Consider the following 15,874-nt stretch of genomic DNA (forward strand, 5'->3'; position numbering starts at 1 on the left):
GCAGGTCCTTTCGCGTGCTTCAGGTGCCGCTGGGCGGCGTGCCGTTACCGGCGGGCTGACGCACGTGCTTACACGCCGGCGTCGGCCTTCTTGCGACGGACGACGAAGACCGCGCCCGCACCGGCGATGACGGCGACACCGCCGACGAGGCCGATGGTCGGCAGCGCGGAGCTGGAGCCGGTCTCGGCGAGGCTGCCGGTGGTCGGGATCTTGTTGGCGCCGCCCTGGGGGGACTTGGCGCCGGACGGCTTCTTGCCGTCCTTGTTCTCCTCGGCCTTGCCCGGGTTCTCGTTGTTGCTGCCGGCCTTCAGGACGGTGAACTCGTAGAACGAGAACGACTCGTGCACGCAGTTCTGCTCGGAGTCGAGGTAGCCGCCGAGGCCGAGTGCGTAGCCGTCACCGGCCGGTGCCTTGGCGCTGATGTTGAGGCGCAGCTTGATGTCGACCTTCTCCTTGGCACCCAGCTCGGTGGTGCCGAAGTAGATGCCGCCCGTGACCTCGTCCGCGATGGACTCCCAGGCCTTGGTCTCGGGGTTGAGGTACTGGATCTGCGCGTAGTTGGCGAGCCAGTCCTTCTCCTTCTCGCTGTCCGTGAAGTTGTTCACGGCGGCGAGCCACTGGACCTCACCGAGGTCCTCGTCGGTCGGGTTGGCGGCGGTCAGCTTGAACTGGTGCCAGCCGCTGCCCGCGACGATCTTGCCGGGCAGGCCCGAGATGCCGAGCTCCAGCTTCGAGTCGACGTCGTTGCCGTCCTCGTCGACCTCGCACTGCGTGGGCTCGTCGGAGGGCTCGTCGGTCGGGTCCTCGGTCTCGGCCGGCGGGGTCGTCGCGGGAGGCGTGGTCGGCGGCGTCTCGCCCGGCTTCGTGGGCGGCGTCTCGCCGGGCGTGGTCGGCGGCGTCTCGCCCGGCGTGGTGGGCGGCGTCTCACCGGGTGTGGTCGGCGGCGTCTCGGACGCGGGGGCCGACGTGCTCGGAGGCGCGGTGGTGGGTTCGTCGGTCGCGAAGGCGGCCGGGGCCGACAGCAGCGCGAGCGGGGCTATGGCAGCGGTCGCGGCCGCGGCGGCCATGACACGGCGGAGCTTCATGAAGACCTCAGTCAGTCCGGCGTACCGCCTGGTGGGCGATACGGAGGTGGAGGCCTCCGCGGTGGGGACGCGGGTGTGGCCGTTGTTACGCATGCATGACCTGCGTCGGCTGTGAATGGTTGTCCTTTACCTCACAGAATTCTTATGTGGCTTGGATCACACAGCTTGTGCCGTCATCGCCGGGTGCCGTAGAAATTCCCCCGCTCTACGGTGATCCGCCGGGAGCAAGGGCATCAGGAGGGGGCGTCGTGGCGGAGCCGGACGAAAGACCGGACCGAATACCGGACGAGATCGAGATGACTGACCGGTCGCCGGGCGAGATGCCTGACCGGCTGCCGGACGACGTGTGGGAGCGGTTCGAGCGCGACAGCCTGCGCGACATCCGTACCTCGGCGCCGAAGGAGCCGTCCGCGCGGGCGCGCATGGTGGCCGAGCGGCTGCGGCGCCTCGACGAGGAGGAGGCGATCCGGCAGGCCGCGGAGTCGCGGGCACTGGGCCGCAGGCGCCGGAAGCGCAAGGCGGCGCAGGGGGAGGGCGTCGCCGGGGCGTGGCGTCCCGACGAGTGGCGGGCCACGCCGACCGGCCCGCGCGGGAACGGGCGTTCGGAGCGCAGCCGCCGGGTGTGGAGCGTGGTGATCGTGGTGGGCGGCATGGCGCTGGCGATCGTGCTGCTGAGCCCGTTCCGGTTCTGGATCTGGCGGTAGCGGGCGAGATGTGGCGGTAGTGCGGGGCTGGCGGTAGCGCGGGTCCGGCGGGGGCGTTGGGCCGGACGGGTGGTGGCGCGGCCCTGGTGGAACCGTCCGTAACGATCTTCCGTCGTAGGAGGAGTGCGGGTGACTCCGCATGTTGCAAGGCGAAAGTGGGGGAGCGGGGACGTGAAGTCAGCTGTGTCACGCGGAGTGGTGGCCGTTTCGGTGGTGGCGGTGCTCGGTCTTACGGCAGGGTGCAGCGGGAGCGGTGAGGGTGATGGCGCCGGCGACGGAGGCGGGAAGCCGTCGAAGTCCGCGCAGGCGCCCGACGGGTCCTCCGGTGCCTCTTCCGCCGTGGCGAAGCTCCAGAAGGCGGCACTCGCCTCGGGCGACGTCAAGAAGTACGAGGTCGAGAAGGCGCCCGCGAAGGCGGCGGGGCAGGGTCGCGTGACCCCGGCGGAGTGCCGCCCGCTGTCCGACTGGCTCGACGCCAACGCCCCGCAGAAGTCGACGGCTCACGTCAGCCGCACGCTGACCAGCACCGATGTCTCGGACGGCACGGCGACCGAGGTCGTGCTCTTCGCGTACGACCGGGCGGACGCCGAGAAGGCCATGGACACGCTGCGGGCGGCGACGAAGTCGAAGAAGTGCGCCACGTTCGGGGACGGCAGCCACCGCTACTTCGGCACCAGGCCGCAGCCCGCGCCCGTCGGGGGCGACGAGGCCGTCTCGTACAAGCTCGCGAACCGTGCCGATGAGTTCCTCGAACGGCACCGCGTCTCGGTCGTACGCAGCGGCTCGACGGTGATCGCTTTCCGCGCCGTGAACATCTTCGACCCGGAGTCGGTCGGGGAGGACGCGGGCGGGGACAAGGGCAGGGGCGGGGGCGGGGCGACGGCCGACCCGGAGGTTGCCGAGGCGATCGTCGACGCGCAGCTCGCGAAGCTGGCGGGAACGAAGTAGGCACGGCAGCCGGTCACGACGGCTGGTTGCGACGGCTGGTCACGACGGCTGGTCACGACATTCGGCCACGGCAGACCGAAGGGCCCCGCGGGACGGATCCGCGGGGCCCTTTGGCTGTCAGCACCGACGTCAGGGCAGCGTCGGTGCCACGGAGCGGCGCCGGGGGAGTGCGCCGCGAGTCGGGAGGGCGCTGGTGGCCGCCCCGGCGCACGGGGGGCGCACTAGTGGTCTCGACCAATGGCAATTGAGTTGTGCACTGCCGTACTTGCGACCTGTCCTGCTAGGCATCGTGCTGGATGCGCCGTGACCCGCGCAACCGGTTCGACGTGATCCAGACGAACAGGGACAGCTGGGGCGTTGCGAGGGGACGGACAAGCCCAAGAGGTGAGGGACCGGGGACTTGCAAGCGGTGGGGGGCGCTCGGGGGGGCGCTTGGGGAGGACGCCTCGGGGGACGGAGGCCGGTCGGCTCCGGGCGTCCCCGAAGCCGACCGTTCCCTGGGTGACCGGGCATGCTGTCCCCTGCCGTCCGGTCACGTCTCTGGAGCGAGGTCCCACGGCACACACGAGGTATGTGCCTCATCGCTCCAGCGGAGCCACGCGTGGTTTTTCCGTGCCCGCCCCTGGCTGGCACGGACATCGGGACCAACGAAGCCCCGCCGGGCCCGGTCACGCGCCGTACGGGTGAGAGCGGACCCGAACTCAGATCCGGTGAAACCGGCGGCGCGAGCGGCAGGGTTCAGACCCGGCAGGTTTCAGACCCGGCCCCTGCACAGTTCGAGGAGCGTCATCGCGAGCGACGTGCCGGGCTTGCCGAGCGCGTCCCTGTAGTGGCCGAGGACCTCCATCTCGCGGGAGAGGTTGACGCGCCGGCCGCCCGAGCCGATGCGGGCCTCCTGGATGACGGCCGACACGGCCATCCGTTCTTGTACGAGACCGATGATGCGGTCGTCGAGTGCGTCGATGCGGTCGCGCGCGCCCTCGATCACGTCGGCGGCCTCGGGGGTGCGGGCGCCGGTCTTGTCGGTCGTGGCGATGGTCATCTGGGGGCTCCTCGTCGATGGAGTGCCCCGGAGCGACATGGTCCGGAGATGACAGAACGCCCCGGGCCTTGTCGGCCCGGGGCGCCTGGGAAGTCGCTTGTCAGTGGATCAAGCAGCTCGACCATGGCAGCCGGCGGGCCGGTTGCCATAGGTAAAGAGGAAGCTGAGGTGCTTGGTCACGGGGCCAGTATGCCCCCACGCGCGCCTGCCCGGTCAACACGGGCTGCGGCGCGGCCCGGATGCTGAGACGCCCGGCGCCGCCGCCCGGCGCCCTGCGCGGCTCCGTGGGGGCGAGGCGGCGGGCTCCGTCGGATGCGACGAAGGGGGTGTCCGCGGGCCCGTTAGAATCGACAAAACAGACCCCCTGCTCACGCACGAGCCTCAGCTCACGCGAAAGCTCAAGCTCAACGCCGGAAGGCCGCCGCCGTGCCATCAGCGTCCCCCGCTGCCGCCGCCCCCGACACCGTTCTGGTCGTCGACTTCGGAGCGCAGTACGCCCAGCTCATCGCCCGCCGCGTCCGCGAGGCCCGGGTCTACAGCGAGATCGTGCCGAGCACCATGCCGGTCGCCGAGATGCTCGCGAAGAAGCCCGCCGCGATCATCCTCTCCGGCGGCCCCTCGTCGGTGTACGCGGACGAGGCCCCGCGCCTGGACCGCGCGATCTTCGAGGCCGGCATCCCCGTCTTCGGCATGTGCTACGGCTTCCAGCTGATGGCGACCACCCTCGGCGGCACCGTCGACAACACGGGCGCGCGTGAGTACGGCCGCACGCCCCTGGCCGTCTCCAAGCCCGGCTCGACGCTCTTCGAGGGCACGCCGTCCGAGCAGTCCGTGTGGATGTCGCACGGCGACGCGTGCAGCGCGGCGCCCGAGGGCTTCTCCGTCACCGCGTCCACGGACGTCGTACCGGTCGCGGCCTTCGAGGACGACGAGAAGAAGCTGTACGGCGTGCAGTACCACCCCGAGGTCATGCACTCCACGCACGGCCAGCAGGTGCTCGAGCACTTCCTCTACCGGGGCGCGGGCCTGAAGCCCGACTGGACCACCGGCAACATCGTCGAGGAGCAGCTCGCCGCGATCCGCGAGCAGGTCGGCAACAAGCGCGCGATCTGCGGTCTGTCCGGCGGCGTCGACTCCGCCGTGGCCGCTGCCCTCGTGCAGAAGGCCATCGGTTCGCAGCTGACCTGCGTGTATGTCGACCACGGCCTGATGCGCAAGGGCGAGACCGAGCAGGTCGAGAAGGACTTCGTCGCGGCCACGGGCGTCAAGCTCAAGGTCGTCGACGCGCAGGAGCGCTTCCTGACCGCCCTTGCCGGGGTCTCGGACCCCGAGCAGAAGCGGAAGATCATCGGCCGCGAGTTCATCCGCGTCTTCGAGCAGGCCCAGGCGGAGATCGTCGCTGAGGCGCCCGGTGACCAGCCCGTCGAGTTCCTGGTCCAGGGCACGCTCTACCCCGACGTCGTGGAGTCCGGCGGCGGCACCGGCACCGCGAACATCAAGTCCCACCACAACGTGGGCGGCCTCCCCGAGGACATCGAGTTCCAGCTGATCGAGCCGCTGCGCCAGCTCTTCAAGGACGAGGTGCGCATGGTCGGGCAGGAGCTCGGCCTGCCGGACGAGATCGTCCAGCGCCAGCCCTTCCCCGGCCCCGGCCTCGGTATCCGCATCGTCGGCGACGTCACCAAGGAGCGCCTCGACCTGCTCCGTGAGGCCGACGCGATCGCCCGTGAGGAGCTGACGGCGGCGGGTCTCGACCGCGAGATCTGGCAGTGCCCCGTCGTGCTGCTCGCGGACGTGCGCAGCGTGGGCGTGCAGGGCGACGGCCGGACGTACGGCCACCCGATCGTGCTGCGGCCCGTCTCCTCCGAGGACGCCATGACGGCCGACTGGACGCGCATGCCGTACGACGTCCTCGCGAAGATCTCGACGCGCATCACGAACGAGGTCGCCGACGTGAACCGCGTCGTCCTCGACGTGACGAGCAAGCCGCCGGGCACCATCGAGTGGGAGTAGTCGCCGGGGCCCGCTGAGGGCCCGGACTCGAACGCCGGTGCCGCCGTCCCTCGAAGCAGGGCGGCGGCACCGGCGTTTTCTCCTCAGGTCCGCCTGGTCGTCCGCGCCGGCGCACCCGGCTTCCACAGCTGCACCGCCAGGTACTTCCCGTCCTCGATGTACGTCCGCACCACCTCCGTCAGCTCCGTGCGGAAGAGGTGGAACGCGTCCGGGTCCGGCGGGTTCACGTCGCCCGCGTACCGCGCGATGACCTCGGGGTCCTCGACCTCGATCGCCCGACCGGAGATCCGGACGTCGCCGCCGGCCATCTCCGTGCCCGGCCCCGGGTTCGCCTGGATCGAGAAGCGCGGATCGCGGCGCAGGTCGAGCGCCTTCAGCGAGTCCGGCATCATGCCGAGCCACAACTCCCCGTACAGGAAGCGGACCTCGAGCCCGGTCGTGCGCGGTGATCCGTCCTTGCGGAGCGTGGCCAGGACGTGGTGCGTGAACAGGCCGAACCGCTCCTCCGCGGTCCGTGCGAAGTCGGGTTCTGCCGCGCCGAAGGCTGCCCAGTTCGTCGTCATACGGAGAGTGTCGCGCCGATACCCGACACCTTCCGTCTGGTTTGCCGCACCGATTTCTGCCGGGCGCCGCGCCCCGCGTGCGCACTCTCTTCACAGGCGACCCCTGTCTTCCTGCGCTGACCGGCGGTAACTTCCGCTCCGTACAGCCAGGGATGGAGGACACATGCAGGCGCCCACACCGATACCCGTCGAGCGGTTGCAGTTCGCGATGCCGCCGGTGCACGAGTCGTTGGCGGACGAACGCCGCTACCGCAAGGAACGGCTCGCGGGGGCGCTGCGGATCTTCGGGCGGCTCGGATACGAGGACGGGGTGTCCGGGCACATCACCGCGCGGGACCCGGAGCTCGAGGACTGCTTCTGGGTGAACCCCTTCGGGATGCCCTTCAAGCACGTCACCGTGGGCGATCTGGTCCTCGCCAACGCGCAGGGGCAGGTCGTCGAGGGGCGCCACCACGTCAATCAGGCCGCCTTCACCGTCCACGCGCAGGCGCACCTGGCGCGGCCCGACGTCGTCGCCGTCGCGCACTGCCACTCGCTGTACGGCCGGGCCCTGTCCACACTCGGCGAACTCCTCGACCCGATCACCCAGGAGTCCTGCGCCTTCTACGAGAGCCACGCGCTGTACGACGGCTACACGGGCGTCGTCGTGGACTCCGACGAGGGACGGCGGATCGCCACCGCGCTCGGCGGCCACAAGGCCGTCATCCTGCGCAACCACGGGCTGCTCACCGTCGGCGATTCCGTCGATGCCGCCGCCTGGTGGTTCCTCACGATGGAGCGCTCCTGCCAGGTCCAGCTGAGCGCGCGGGCCGCGGGCCGCCCGATCCTCATCGGCCACAAGCAGGCGGTGGCCACGCGAGAGCAACTCGGCAGCGATCTCGTCGCGTGGATCAACTACCAGTCCCTGTGGCAGGACATCAGCCGCAGCGAACCGGATCTCCTGGCCTGAGCCCGATCCTGCGCCGGTGGCCCCCGCCGTCAACACGAGCGCGCGGAAATCACCCTCGCTGACCTGACCCCGGTCATCTGATCGTCTTCCAGTACGGCACAATCCCCTTTCATCGCAAGGAAGTTCACGTTTCGGTGCTCGTAAGAGGGCGGGGAAGGCGGCGTACGCGGTGGTGGTGGTGCAGGAGGCGCGGCAGGGCGCACACGGGGGCGGCTGCACATGTGGTGACTGCCCGCACGGTGCGCGGGAAGGGCACCGGCGTGCCGTGGCCGCGTTTCTCGCCAAGCGCGACGAGCTAGCGGCCGGGCAGGGGCTGCCCGCGGCGGTCGCCCACTCGGCGGGCGCTTCCCGGCAGTGGGTGTCGGACGAGCTGACCCAGTCGGCGCGCGACGTCGCCGAGCGCGGGCGGGCCGAGGGCGAGGCCTGGCTCGGCCACCTGTGGCGGCGCACCGTCGGCGTGGTCTGGGCGGCGGTGGGGCTGCTGCTCCTGGTCCAGGCGCTCACCGCGATCGGCACCGGGTGGACCCTCGCCCGGACCGGCGGAGTACTCGCGGCCGTGGTCGTCGGCGGGCTGCTGACCGGCGCCGGATACGCGCACCGGGCGCGCGGCGGCATCATCGCCCCGCTGCTCGGCGAGGACAACCGCCTCTCCACCTCACGCGCGGTGGCCGCCTGTTGGGTCCTGCTCGTCGTGTTCGCCGTGCTCGTCCTCGCGGGCCAGCTCGCCGGGGCTTCGGGGCACCGCGAGCGGGACGAACTGATCACCGGGCTCGACCTCGCCCGCGCCGCCGGCGCCGTGACCGTCCTCGCCGTGGTCTGCGGGATCGCCGTGCTCGTACGCCGTGTGGTGGGCCTGAGGGTGCTCGGCCAGCGGCTGCAGAAGGTGCCCGCCGACCGGCCGCGGGCCGCCGATCTCCTCACCGACGACGCGGGCCGCGGCAGCTTCACTGACGCGCAGTACGTCCTGGTCAGTGCCGTCGCCATGGTCTTCGCCGCCGTACGCCTGGCGCGCCGCCCCGAACAATTGCCCGACCTGCCGTGGGGGCTCGCCGTCCTCGTCCTGGTGTCGGCGGCTACATACGTCACGGGCAAGTACACCGAGGGCGGCCGTCCCGTGATCCTCTCCGTGGTGCGCGCCCGCGAGGCCGGTGATCTCGACGGCCCCATCCGTACGGGCGACGACATCGAGATCCGCGGCGCCGGATTCGTGCCCCCGGGCGCGCAGACCGCCGATCGCCTCGCCCGTATGGCCGTTCGCATCGGAACCGTGCACGTCCATGTGCCGCTCGTCCCCGTGCCGGGCGGCTTCACAAACCCGACCGACACGGCCCTGACCGTCCCCGTCCCGGTCGACGTGGAGCCCGGGCGCGTCGACGTCCAGGTGATCACGGCCGCGGGCGTGGAGACGAACCGCTGCACGATCGACGTGACGGACTGACCACTCCGGCCCGCTGCCGGACCGGTCCTCGCGAATTCGATGCAAGCCACTGAGCAGGCCCCCCTGTTCGTACGTATCGTCAGATGACGGGTCCATGGGCGAAGCGGGTCAACGGGAGAGGCGGCGAGAGCTATGGCTCACGGCATGCGCACCGACAGCCACACCAGCTACGTCAGAAGCAGCGGCTGGCGGGAGAGCGCTTCCCGGTACGCCCTGCTCCCGCTCCGGATCTTCCTCGGCGTCACCTTCATCTACGCCGGCCTGGACAAGCTCACCGACAGCGCCTTCATGTCCGCCGGGGGCGCTGGTTCCATCGGCGAGATGATGGAAGGCGTCCGCGACATCTCCGCCTTCCCCGGCCTCGTCGACCTCTCCCTGAAGAACCCCGTCGGCTTCGGCTACGCCATCGCCTTCGGTGAACTGGCCGTCGGCATCGGCACCCTCGTCGGCCTGTTCGCCCGGATCGCCGCGCTCGGCGGTGCCCTGATCTCGCTCAGCCTCTGGCTGACCGTGAGCTGGTCCACCGAGCCCTACTACTACGGCAACGACCTCGCTTACCTGATGGCCTGGCTCCCGCTGATCCTCGCCGGGGCCGCCGTCTTCTCGCTCGACGCGATGATCGCCAACCGACGCAGGCACACCGCGGGACTCGACTGAGCCGCTGGTCGCGCCCGGAGCGTGCCCAGGCCAGGTCCGGCCGGGGTGATTCGGCCGGGCCGGGCCGCCCGGATCGGCTAGGCGTCCGGGGTGTCGTCGGCCGAGCGGTCCGGCGTGCGGTCGGCGGGACGGCCGGGGCGAGCGGCGGGGCGGCCGCGTATGCCGTAGGACACGGCTGCCGCGGCTCCTCCGAGCAGCAGACCTGCAAGGAGGAGCGGGAACGCCACGAACCACGGCGTGTCCCAGACGCCGCCCGCGTCACCCGCGTAGGCGATGGCCGCTATCAGCAGGAACAGGCCCAGGACCAGCTTGCCGGGATGGAACTCATGACGTAGCACGGGTCACCTCCACCTGTCCGATGCCTACCTCGACGTGCACCTCGAGCGTGCCGCCGTCCTTGCTGCCCGCGGGCGGGTCCAGCGTCACCGACTTCTCCTTGCCCGGAGCGATGTCCACGTCCCCCTTGCGGTCGTCCGGCAGCTGGATGTCGCCGACTCCCACCTCGATGTCCAGCTTCACCGTGCCGGTCTTCGGCACGATCACCTTCAGCTGTCCCGCTCCCACCTCGGCGCCCGTGCTCAGCGTCCGGCCCTTGCCCGGTCCCGCACGGGTCAGGTCGAGTGTGCCGACGCCCGTCCCCAGTTCGTACCGGGGTTTCACCTGGTCCGCCGCGGTCGGCCGCCACTCCGTATCCGCCCAGCTGGTGCTGATGTCCTTGGGCAGCGCGGCCGAGCCGGCGAGCAGCCCGGCCGTGATCACCGCGAGCACGATCGAGCCCACTCCCGTGCGCCCGAGGAAGGCGCTGACGGCGATGCCGATGCCGAACACGGCGAGCGCGAGGGCGAGGCCGGTCTGCAGGCTGGTGCCCAGCGACTGCTCCTCCCACGTGAGGCCGGTGCCCAGACCTCCGGCGAGCAGCGCTCCCAGGAAGACGAAGCCGCCGATCCAGCGCGGACCGCGCGGCTTGGGGCGCGGGGCGGGCTTGGGTGCCCGCTGCGGTATCCGCCCGTGCGGGGGATCGGGCACATATTCGACGGCCACTCCCTCGGGCCCCCAGAAATAGCCCGAGATCCCGTCGTGCGTGCCGTCCTTGATGATCGGGTCCCGCCACCACGAAGGGGCACCGGCCACCGGCGGCGCCTTCGCCTCGGGCGGGGCGTCCGCCGCGGCTTGCGCCGCCACCGGGTCGGGGTCGGTCGTGCCGCGCTGCTGCGACCAGTACCCCGCGCCCGCGAGGAGCAGGGCGAGGACCGCGGCGAAGGTGAGCGCCCCGCCGTTGTTCAGCAGGGAGAGAAAGACGCCGCAGCCGACGAGCGCGAAGAGCACGGCGGTCAGGGCCTGGCCGTCCACCCGGCCGGAGAGGAGCCTGCGCGCCTCGTTCTCCTCCTCGTCCTCGAAGGGAACGAACAGCCATGCGAAGCCGTAAAAGACAAGTCCGAGCCCGCTGGTGACGGAGAGGAGCGCGAGCCCGATCCGGAAGATGACCGGGTCCATGTCGCAGTGCTGACCGAGCCCCGCGCACACCCCGCCCAGCTTCTTGTGCCGCCGGTCGCGGCGGAAGGCCCGCACGACCAGCGGCCCGCCCGGCTCCTGCGCCGTGGCGTCGAAAGGATCGCGCGGCGCGGCCTGCGGGCCCGTCCCGGCGGGCTGCTCGTCTGTCATGTGTCCATGGTGACGGGCGGGAGGCCGCCGCGGCAGTCGGGACAACCCTGGCCGAACCCTGAGATCGCCCCTGACACGCCCCTGCCCCGACCGCCGCGCCCCGGCCGTCGGGGTCGGAGATCAGGGACGTCTCGGGGGTCGACCCTGATGTCCGCGCCCGCGTACGCGTGTGAATATCGGAGGCATGCCGGAAGCCGCAGCACTACCCATCGAAGACGAGCGGCCGCTGCGAAAGCTCTACCGCAGCGGTGACGGCCGGTGGCTCGGCGGTGTCGCTCGCGGCCTCGCCGGTCATCTCGGGCTGCCCGTCATCTGGGTGCGGTTGATCTTCGCGGGCCTGTTCATGGCGGACGGGCTCGGCGCCCTGCTGTATGCGGCGTTCTGGTTCTTCGTGCCGCTGGGCGTGGGCGGGGTCGACGCCCAGCGCCCGCCGTCCGCGGTGACCAGCGAGACGGCGCCCGACGGGCGCCGCAGACTCGTGGCCCGCAAACCCGACAAGGGCCAGCTCGTCGCGCTTCTCGCGATGGTCGTCGTCGCCATGGTCTTCGTCGGCAACGTGGACCTGGGCAGCTCCACCAAGGCCTATCTCTGGCCGACACTGCTCGTCGCCGCCGGTGTCGCCCTGGTCTGGCGGCAGGCGGACAACGCCCGCCGGGCCCGCTGGATGGCCGTCGGCCGCCGCAGGCGCACCCTGACCATCGCCCGTGCGGCGGCCGGAGTGCTGCTCGTCGGTGCCGGGGTCAGCGGCATCGTCGTGCTCCAGGGCTCCACCTCGCACCTCAGCTCCGTGCTGCAGGCCGCGCTCGCCGTGCTCGTCGGCGTCGCCCTCCTCGCCGGCCCCTATCTCGTGCGCATGATGCAGGACCTCTCCGAGGAGCGGCTGATGCGCATCCGCGCCCAGGAGCGGGCGGAGGTCGCCGCCCATGTGCACGACTCGGTCCTGCACACCCTGACCCTGATCCAGCGCAACGCCGAGAACGCCGGAGAGGTGCGCCGCCTGGCCCGCGCCCAGGAGCGCGACCTGCGGCAATGGCTCTACAAACCGGAGGGCACCGGCAAGGACGAGGCGGATGAGCCCGACACCCTCGCCGAAGCGGTCCGGCGCAACGCCGCGGAGGTGGAGGACAAGCACGGCGTCCCCATCGAGGTCGTCATAGTCGGGGACTGCCCGCTCGACGACCGGCTCACGGCGCAGATGCAGGCCGCGCGGGAAGCAATGGTGAACGCCGCCAAGTACGGTGGCGAGGGCGGTGCGGTGCAGGTCTTCGCCGAAGTCGAGGGGGAGACGGTGTTCGTGTCCGTCCGGGACCGTGGGCCCGGCTTCGATCTGGATTCCGTGCCGGACGACCGCATGGGCGTACGAGAATCGATCATCGGCCGTATGCAGCGCAACGGCGGCACGGCGCGGCTGCGCGCGGTGCCGGGGGGCGGCACGGAAGTCGAGCTGGAGATGGAGAGGACGGCGACGACATGAGCGACGCGAGCGAGCCCACGGGGGCCAGGGGCGGGTCGGAAGGCGCGGACGGGCCGATCACGCCGGCCGGGGCGGCTCAGCCCGGCGACGAGACGGCCGGTGCGGCCGGTGCCGCCGTCGGCGGTGATCAGGAGGGCCGCCGGGCACGTGTAGTCCTCGTCGACGATCACCGGATGTTCCGTACGGGCGTCCAGGCGGAGATCGGCAGGACCGCGATCACCGGCGTCGAGGTCGTCGGCGAGGCCGCGGACGTCGACCAGGCGGTCACGGTCATCACGACGACACGCCCCGAGGTCGTGCTCCTCGACGTGCACCTGCCGGGCGGCGGCGGTGTCGAAGTGCTGCGCCGCTGCGCGCCGTTGATGTCCGATGCCGAGAGCCCCGTGCGGTTCCTCGCGCTCTCCGTCTCGGACGCCGCCGAGGACGTCATCGGAGTCATCCGCGGTGGTGCCCGCGGCTATGTCACCAAGACGATCACCGGTACCGACCTGGTCGACTCCATCTTCCGGGTGCAGGACGGCGACGCGGTCTTCTCGCCGCGCCTCGCCGGGTTCGTTCTCGACGCCTTCGCGTCGACCGACGCGCCGCCGGTCGACGAGGACCTGGACCGCCTCACGCAGCGCGAGCGCGAGGTCCTTCGGCTCATCGCGCGCGGGTACGCGTACAAGGAGATCGCCAAGCAGCTCTTCATCTCCGTGAAGACGGTCGAGTCGCATGTGTCGGCGGTGCTGCGCAAGCTCCAGCTCTCCAACCGGCACGAGCTGACGCGGTGGGCGACGGCACGGCGGCTGGTCTGACGGGCAGGTCGACGCCGTCCGCGGCGGGGGCCCGGCCCGGGGTCAGCGGTGCGCGCCGGCCGCGGCAGGGGCGGGGCCCAGCTTGCGTATCGCCCAGCGGTAGTGGCCCACCGCCTTGGTGGCGCCGATGAGGCCCGCCAGCCACAGGATGAGGCCCGTGCCCATGCCGAGCACGACGTCGCTGTAGGAGTCCCGCCCCGGCTCGGCGTAGGCGGCGGCAGCGAAGGACGCCCACAGGCCGAGCGCGCAGCCCAGGAGGGACGTCAGGAGCCAGCAGAGGCTGAGGCCGGGGGAGCGCAGAGCGGAGTCCGATGCCGGGTTGCTGTCCAGGGCCAGCCAGCTGTCGGTGAGTTCGCGGGCCTTCCGGTCGCTGCGGATGCCGACGACGATGCCGAACACCGAAGGGGCGAGGGCCCCCAGGCCCAGGACCGCGCACAGCGGGCCCACGAAGACCGCCATCGGGTCGTGGTCCTCGATCAACTCCAACGGCACCGTCAGAAGCGCCCAGCCGATGACGCAGCCGAGCGCGAACAGCCAGAGCAGCAGGATCCGGTGCACCCCCAGGGTCCGCCGGCGCAGCTCCTCGAGCGCCGTGCCGCGGTCGTGCAGCAGTGCGTTGCGGTCCGGCCAGGTGCGCAGGTAGGCAGGCGGCGGAGGCGGGGGGAGCGTGCGACGGGGCATGACCCTGACAGTACTCGCGGGGCTGCGGCCCTCCGTACGCCACCTGGACGGACCTCACGCCACCCGCGAGGCCCCCGCGAACGGCATCTGGCTGATCGGCGCGAGGCGTACCGGCGCGCTCGGGTTCGGGGCGTGGATCATCTGGCCGTTGCCGACGTAGATCCCGACGTGGCTGATGCCCTGGTAGAAGAAGACCAGGTCTCCGGGCTGCAGTTGGGAGCGCGGGACCCGCTCGCCCTCGGCGATCTGCGCGTACGTCGTGCGCGGCAGGGCGACCCCCGCGGACCGGTAGGCGGCCTGGGTGAGCCCCGAGCAGTCGAAGGCGTCCGGGCCGGTGGCGCCCCATACGTACGGGCTGCCGAGCGCCTTGTAGGCGTACGAGACGGCCGCTGCGGCGCGGGCGTTGGGAGCCTTGCCGGGGACGTTCGAGGAACCGTCGCGGCCGGCCGCGCGGGAGGCCCTGTCCTGGTCGCCGCCCGCGAGTTCCGCGCGCTGGTCGCCGGTGAGCTGCGCCAGGAGCCCCTTGGCCTCGTCGAGCTTTCCGTTGACGGTCTTCTTGTGCTTCTTCAGCTCCGCCTGGCGGGACTTGAGGTCCGCGAGCGTGTCGTCGGCCTCGGTGTGCAGCTGGTCGAGTTCCTGGATCTGCTTCCGCACGCCGGAGACGGCCGAGGCCTGGCGGCTGCCCGCCCGGTCGGCGAGGGCGGTGCGTTCGAGGTACTGGTCGGGGTCGGAGGAGAGAGCGAGCTGGACGGCAGGATCGATTCCGCCGCTGCGGTACTGAGCGGCGGCCATCGAACCGAGGCCCTTGCGGGCGGAGTTGAGCTTCTCCGTCTTGCGGGCGGCCTCGTCGCGCAGCTCGCCCAGGGACTTCTCGGCGTTCTCGGACGTCTCCTTGGCGCCGTTGTACTTCTCGGTGGCGATCTCCGCCTCGCGGTACAGCGCGTCGACCCTGGACTTGACCTCGGCCGGGCCGATCCGTGGATCCGCGTGTCCCGTGCCGTCGAAGGCGGTGGCCGTGGCGGCCCCGGCAAGGGCGATGGTGGCGGCGGTGCGGGCCGTATGGCCACTGAGCGAGCGCTGTCTGGGCTTGCGGTGCGCTGCCACGAAGGGGGGCTCCTTAAGGTTCCGGCGGCAGCCCGCACAGGGGGAGCGGACCGCCGCCGGATTCTCGGCGGTGGTGGCCGACTGCCGCCCCTGGTCCGGACGGCGGTGGGGAGCCGGTCACCTGACGAAGGACGCTAAACCTGGCCATCACGACTTGGTGACGGACTGTTCGTAAGTGGTGGAAGTGTGCCGCCGGTGACCGTATGTGACTGCACGATCCACCGGGCCGGGAGCCCTTCACGCAGGTGTGTGACCGATGCGCCGCTTGTGACCGACCTGGCTGCGGAGTGGTGATATGACCCGGCTAGGCTCCGGAGCCATGGACGTTCTCACCCATCTTTTCGTCGGCCTGCACATCATCGGCATCGCCTCGCTCCTGGGTGGCTTCCTCACCCAGATGAAGCAGATGGGCCAGGGCACGGCCCGCTTCAATCCGGCGATGCTGCACGGCGCACTGACCATGCTCGTCACGGGTGTCGTCCTGGTGGGTCTCAACCAGGCGGACGACAACCCGGTCAACAACCTCAAGATCGGCATCAAGATGGCCGTGCTGATCGTGATCCTCGCGCTGGTCTACGTGAAGCGCGACGAGGAGAAGGTGGACAAGGGGATGTTCGGCGCCGTCGGGCTGCTGACCGTCGCGAACATCTTCATCGCGGTGCTGTGGACCTGATCCCGCCCCGCGGGACCTGATCCCGCCCCGCGGGACCTGATCCCGCCCCGCTCACGGAAAACGGCCCTCCACGCGCGCGTGGAG

The 15,874-nt window shown here is 71.3% G+C and carries 16 protein-coding genes; 9 read left to right on the forward strand and 7 right to left on the reverse strand.

Annotated elements, in window-relative coordinates; all coding sequences use genetic code 11:
- Nucleotides 1-68: 68 nt before the first annotated feature.
- On the reverse strand, nt 69-1,178 hold the full coding sequence (locus ACQKIP_RS03450; protein WP_365862654.1) for an LPXTG cell wall anchor domain-containing protein: 1,110 nt from the start codon (nt 1,176-1,178) through the stop codon (nt 69-71).
- A gap of 155 nt (nt 1,179-1,333) precedes the next feature.
- Between ACQKIP_RS03450 and ACQKIP_RS03455 the strand changes: the two genes are divergently transcribed.
- Both ACQKIP_RS03455 and ACQKIP_RS03460 read left to right on the forward strand, forming a co-directional pair.
- Nucleotides 1,334-1,789, forward strand: coding sequence for a hypothetical protein (locus ACQKIP_RS03455; RefSeq protein ID WP_365862652.1), 456 nt, complete (start codon nt 1,334-1,336; stop codon nt 1,787-1,789).
- Between the two features lie 171 nt (nt 1,790-1,960).
- Nucleotides 1,961-2,737, forward strand: a complete 777-nt coding sequence (locus ACQKIP_RS03460) for a hypothetical protein (protein ID WP_365862650.1) — start codon at nt 1,961-1,963, stop codon at nt 2,735-2,737.
- A gap of 754 nt (nt 2,738-3,491) precedes the next feature.
- Here the strand turns inward: ACQKIP_RS03460 and ACQKIP_RS03465 are convergent.
- Nucleotides 3,492-3,779 carry a chorismate mutase gene (locus tag ACQKIP_RS03465; RefSeq protein ID WP_361389652.1) on the reverse strand — a complete coding sequence of 96 codons (288 nt, stop codon included), beginning with the start codon at nt 3,777-3,779 and terminating at the stop codon, nt 3,492-3,494.
- Nucleotides 3,780-4,205: 426 nt separating this feature from the next.
- On the opposite strand from ACQKIP_RS03465, the gene guaA reads away from it, so the two are divergent.
- Nucleotides 4,206-5,792: a glutamine-hydrolyzing GMP synthase gene (gene guaA / locus ACQKIP_RS03470; RefSeq protein WP_365862647.1), complete on the forward strand. Its 1,587-nt coding sequence runs from the start codon at nt 4,206-4,208 to the stop codon at nt 5,790-5,792.
- Between the two features lie 83 nt (nt 5,793-5,875).
- On the opposite strand, the gene ACQKIP_RS03475 is transcribed toward guaA, so the two are convergent.
- A complete protein-coding gene (locus ACQKIP_RS03475) occupies nt 5,876-6,355 on the reverse strand; it encodes a pyridoxamine 5'-phosphate oxidase family protein (RefSeq protein WP_365862645.1) in 480 nt (159 codons plus the stop codon).
- Between the two features lie 163 nt (nt 6,356-6,518).
- Here ACQKIP_RS03475 and ACQKIP_RS03480 point away from each other — a divergent pair, with 163 nt between their 5' ends.
- The 3 genes from ACQKIP_RS03480 (at nt 6,519) to ACQKIP_RS03490 (ending at nt 9,399) form a co-directional block, all read left to right on the forward strand.
- Nucleotides 6,519-7,304 carry a class II aldolase/adducin family protein gene (locus ACQKIP_RS03480; protein WP_365862643.1) on the forward strand — a complete coding sequence of 262 codons (786 nt, stop codon included), beginning with the start codon at nt 6,519-6,521 and terminating at the stop codon, nt 7,302-7,304.
- Nucleotides 7,305-7,476: 172 nt separating this feature from the next.
- Entirely contained in the window at nt 7,477-8,742 is a 1,266-nt protein-coding gene (locus ACQKIP_RS03485; RefSeq protein ID WP_365862832.1) for a hypothetical protein, read from the forward strand.
- Nucleotides 8,743-8,874: 132 nt separating this feature from the next.
- Nucleotides 8,875-9,399 carry a DoxX family protein gene (locus tag ACQKIP_RS03490; RefSeq protein ID WP_365862641.1) on the forward strand — a complete coding sequence of 175 codons (525 nt, stop codon included), beginning with the start codon at nt 8,875-8,877 and terminating at the stop codon, nt 9,397-9,399.
- A gap of 77 nt (nt 9,400-9,476) precedes the next feature.
- Here ACQKIP_RS03490 and ACQKIP_RS03495 read toward each other — a convergent pair whose 3' ends face one another.
- Together ACQKIP_RS03495 and ACQKIP_RS03500 are read right to left on the reverse strand one after the other, a co-directional pair.
- The gene (locus tag ACQKIP_RS03495) at nt 9,477-9,737 is read right to left on the reverse strand and encodes a hypothetical protein (protein WP_365862639.1); all 261 of its coding nucleotides are present in this window, start codon (nt 9,735-9,737) and stop codon (nt 9,477-9,479) included.
- Nucleotides 9,724-11,061: a PspC domain-containing protein gene (locus tag ACQKIP_RS03500; protein ID WP_365862637.1), complete on the reverse strand. Its 1,338-nt coding sequence runs from the start codon at nt 11,059-11,061 to the stop codon at nt 9,724-9,726. The genes ACQKIP_RS03495 and ACQKIP_RS03500 overlap by 14 nt, the downstream gene beginning before the upstream one ends.
- Nucleotides 11,062-11,245: 184 nt before the next feature.
- Here ACQKIP_RS03500 and ACQKIP_RS03505 point away from each other — a divergent pair, with 184 nt between their 5' ends.
- Nucleotides 11,246-12,535: an ATP-binding protein gene (locus tag ACQKIP_RS03505; protein WP_365862635.1), complete on the forward strand. Its 1,290-nt coding sequence runs from the start codon at nt 11,246-11,248 to the stop codon at nt 12,533-12,535.
- Nucleotides 12,532-13,332: a response regulator transcription factor gene (locus ACQKIP_RS03510; protein ID WP_365862633.1), complete on the forward strand. Its 801-nt coding sequence runs from the start codon at nt 12,532-12,534 to the stop codon at nt 13,330-13,332. Before ACQKIP_RS03505 ends, ACQKIP_RS03510 begins: the two co-directional genes overlap by 4 nt.
- Before the next feature lie 42 nt (nt 13,333-13,374).
- Here the strand turns inward: ACQKIP_RS03510 and ACQKIP_RS03515 are convergent, their stop codons facing one another.
- A complete protein-coding gene (locus ACQKIP_RS03515) occupies nt 13,375-14,013 on the reverse strand; it encodes a hypothetical protein (RefSeq protein WP_365862631.1) in 639 nt (212 codons plus the stop codon).
- 54 nt (nt 14,014-14,067) lie between these two features.
- Nucleotides 14,068-15,117, reverse strand: a complete 1,050-nt coding sequence (locus ACQKIP_RS03520; RefSeq protein WP_365862630.1) for a C40 family peptidase — start codon at nt 15,115-15,117, stop codon at nt 14,068-14,070.
- A 319-nt stretch (nt 15,118-15,436) separates the two neighbouring features.
- Here ACQKIP_RS03520 and ACQKIP_RS03525 point away from each other — a divergent pair, with 319 nt between their 5' ends.
- Nucleotides 15,437-15,790, forward strand: a complete 354-nt coding sequence (locus ACQKIP_RS03525) for a hypothetical protein (protein ID WP_365862628.1) — start codon at nt 15,437-15,439, stop codon at nt 15,788-15,790.
- Nucleotides 15,791-15,874: the final 84 nt, after the last annotated feature.

This window comes from Streptomyces sp. NPDC059900, from assembly GCF_050270335.1.
In the GTDB taxonomy this organism is placed as follows: domain Bacteria; phylum Actinomycetota; class Actinomycetes; order Streptomycetales; family Streptomycetaceae; genus Streptomyces.

Bases quoted from the DNA above. Each gene is read 5' to 3' on its own strand.
- ACQKIP_RS03450 (WP_365862654.1), bottom strand. From the start codon at position 1,178: ATGCGTAACAACGGCCACACCCGCGTCCCCACCGCGGAGGCCTCCACC.
- ACQKIP_RS03465 (WP_361389652.1), bottom strand. From the start codon at position 3,779: ATGACCATCGCCACGACCGACAAGACCGGCGCCCGCACCCCCGAGGCC.
- ACQKIP_RS03475 (WP_365862645.1), bottom strand. From the start codon at position 6,355: ATGACGACGAACTGGGCAGCCTTCGGCGCGGCAGAACCCGACTTCGCA.
- ACQKIP_RS03480 (WP_365862643.1), top strand. From the start codon at position 6,519: ATGCAGGCGCCCACACCGATACCCGTCGAGCGGTTGCAGTTCGCGATG.
- ACQKIP_RS03490 (WP_365862641.1), top strand. From the start codon at position 8,875: ATGGCTCACGGCATGCGCACCGACAGCCACACCAGCTACGTCAGAAGC.
- ACQKIP_RS03500 (WP_365862637.1), bottom strand. From the start codon at position 11,061: ATGACAGACGAGCAGCCCGCCGGGACGGGCCCGCAGGCCGCGCCGCGC.
- ACQKIP_RS03505 (WP_365862635.1), top strand. From the start codon at position 11,246: ATGCCGGAAGCCGCAGCACTACCCATCGAAGACGAGCGGCCGCTGCGA.
- ACQKIP_RS03510 (WP_365862633.1), top strand. From the start codon at position 12,532: ATGAGCGACGCGAGCGAGCCCACGGGGGCCAGGGGCGGGTCGGAAGGC.
- ACQKIP_RS03515 (WP_365862631.1), bottom strand. From the start codon at position 14,013: ATGCCCCGTCGCACGCTCCCCCCGCCTCCGCCGCCTGCCTACCTGCGC.
- ACQKIP_RS03525 (WP_365862628.1), top strand. From the start codon at position 15,437: ATGGACGTTCTCACCCATCTTTTCGTCGGCCTGCACATCATCGGCATC.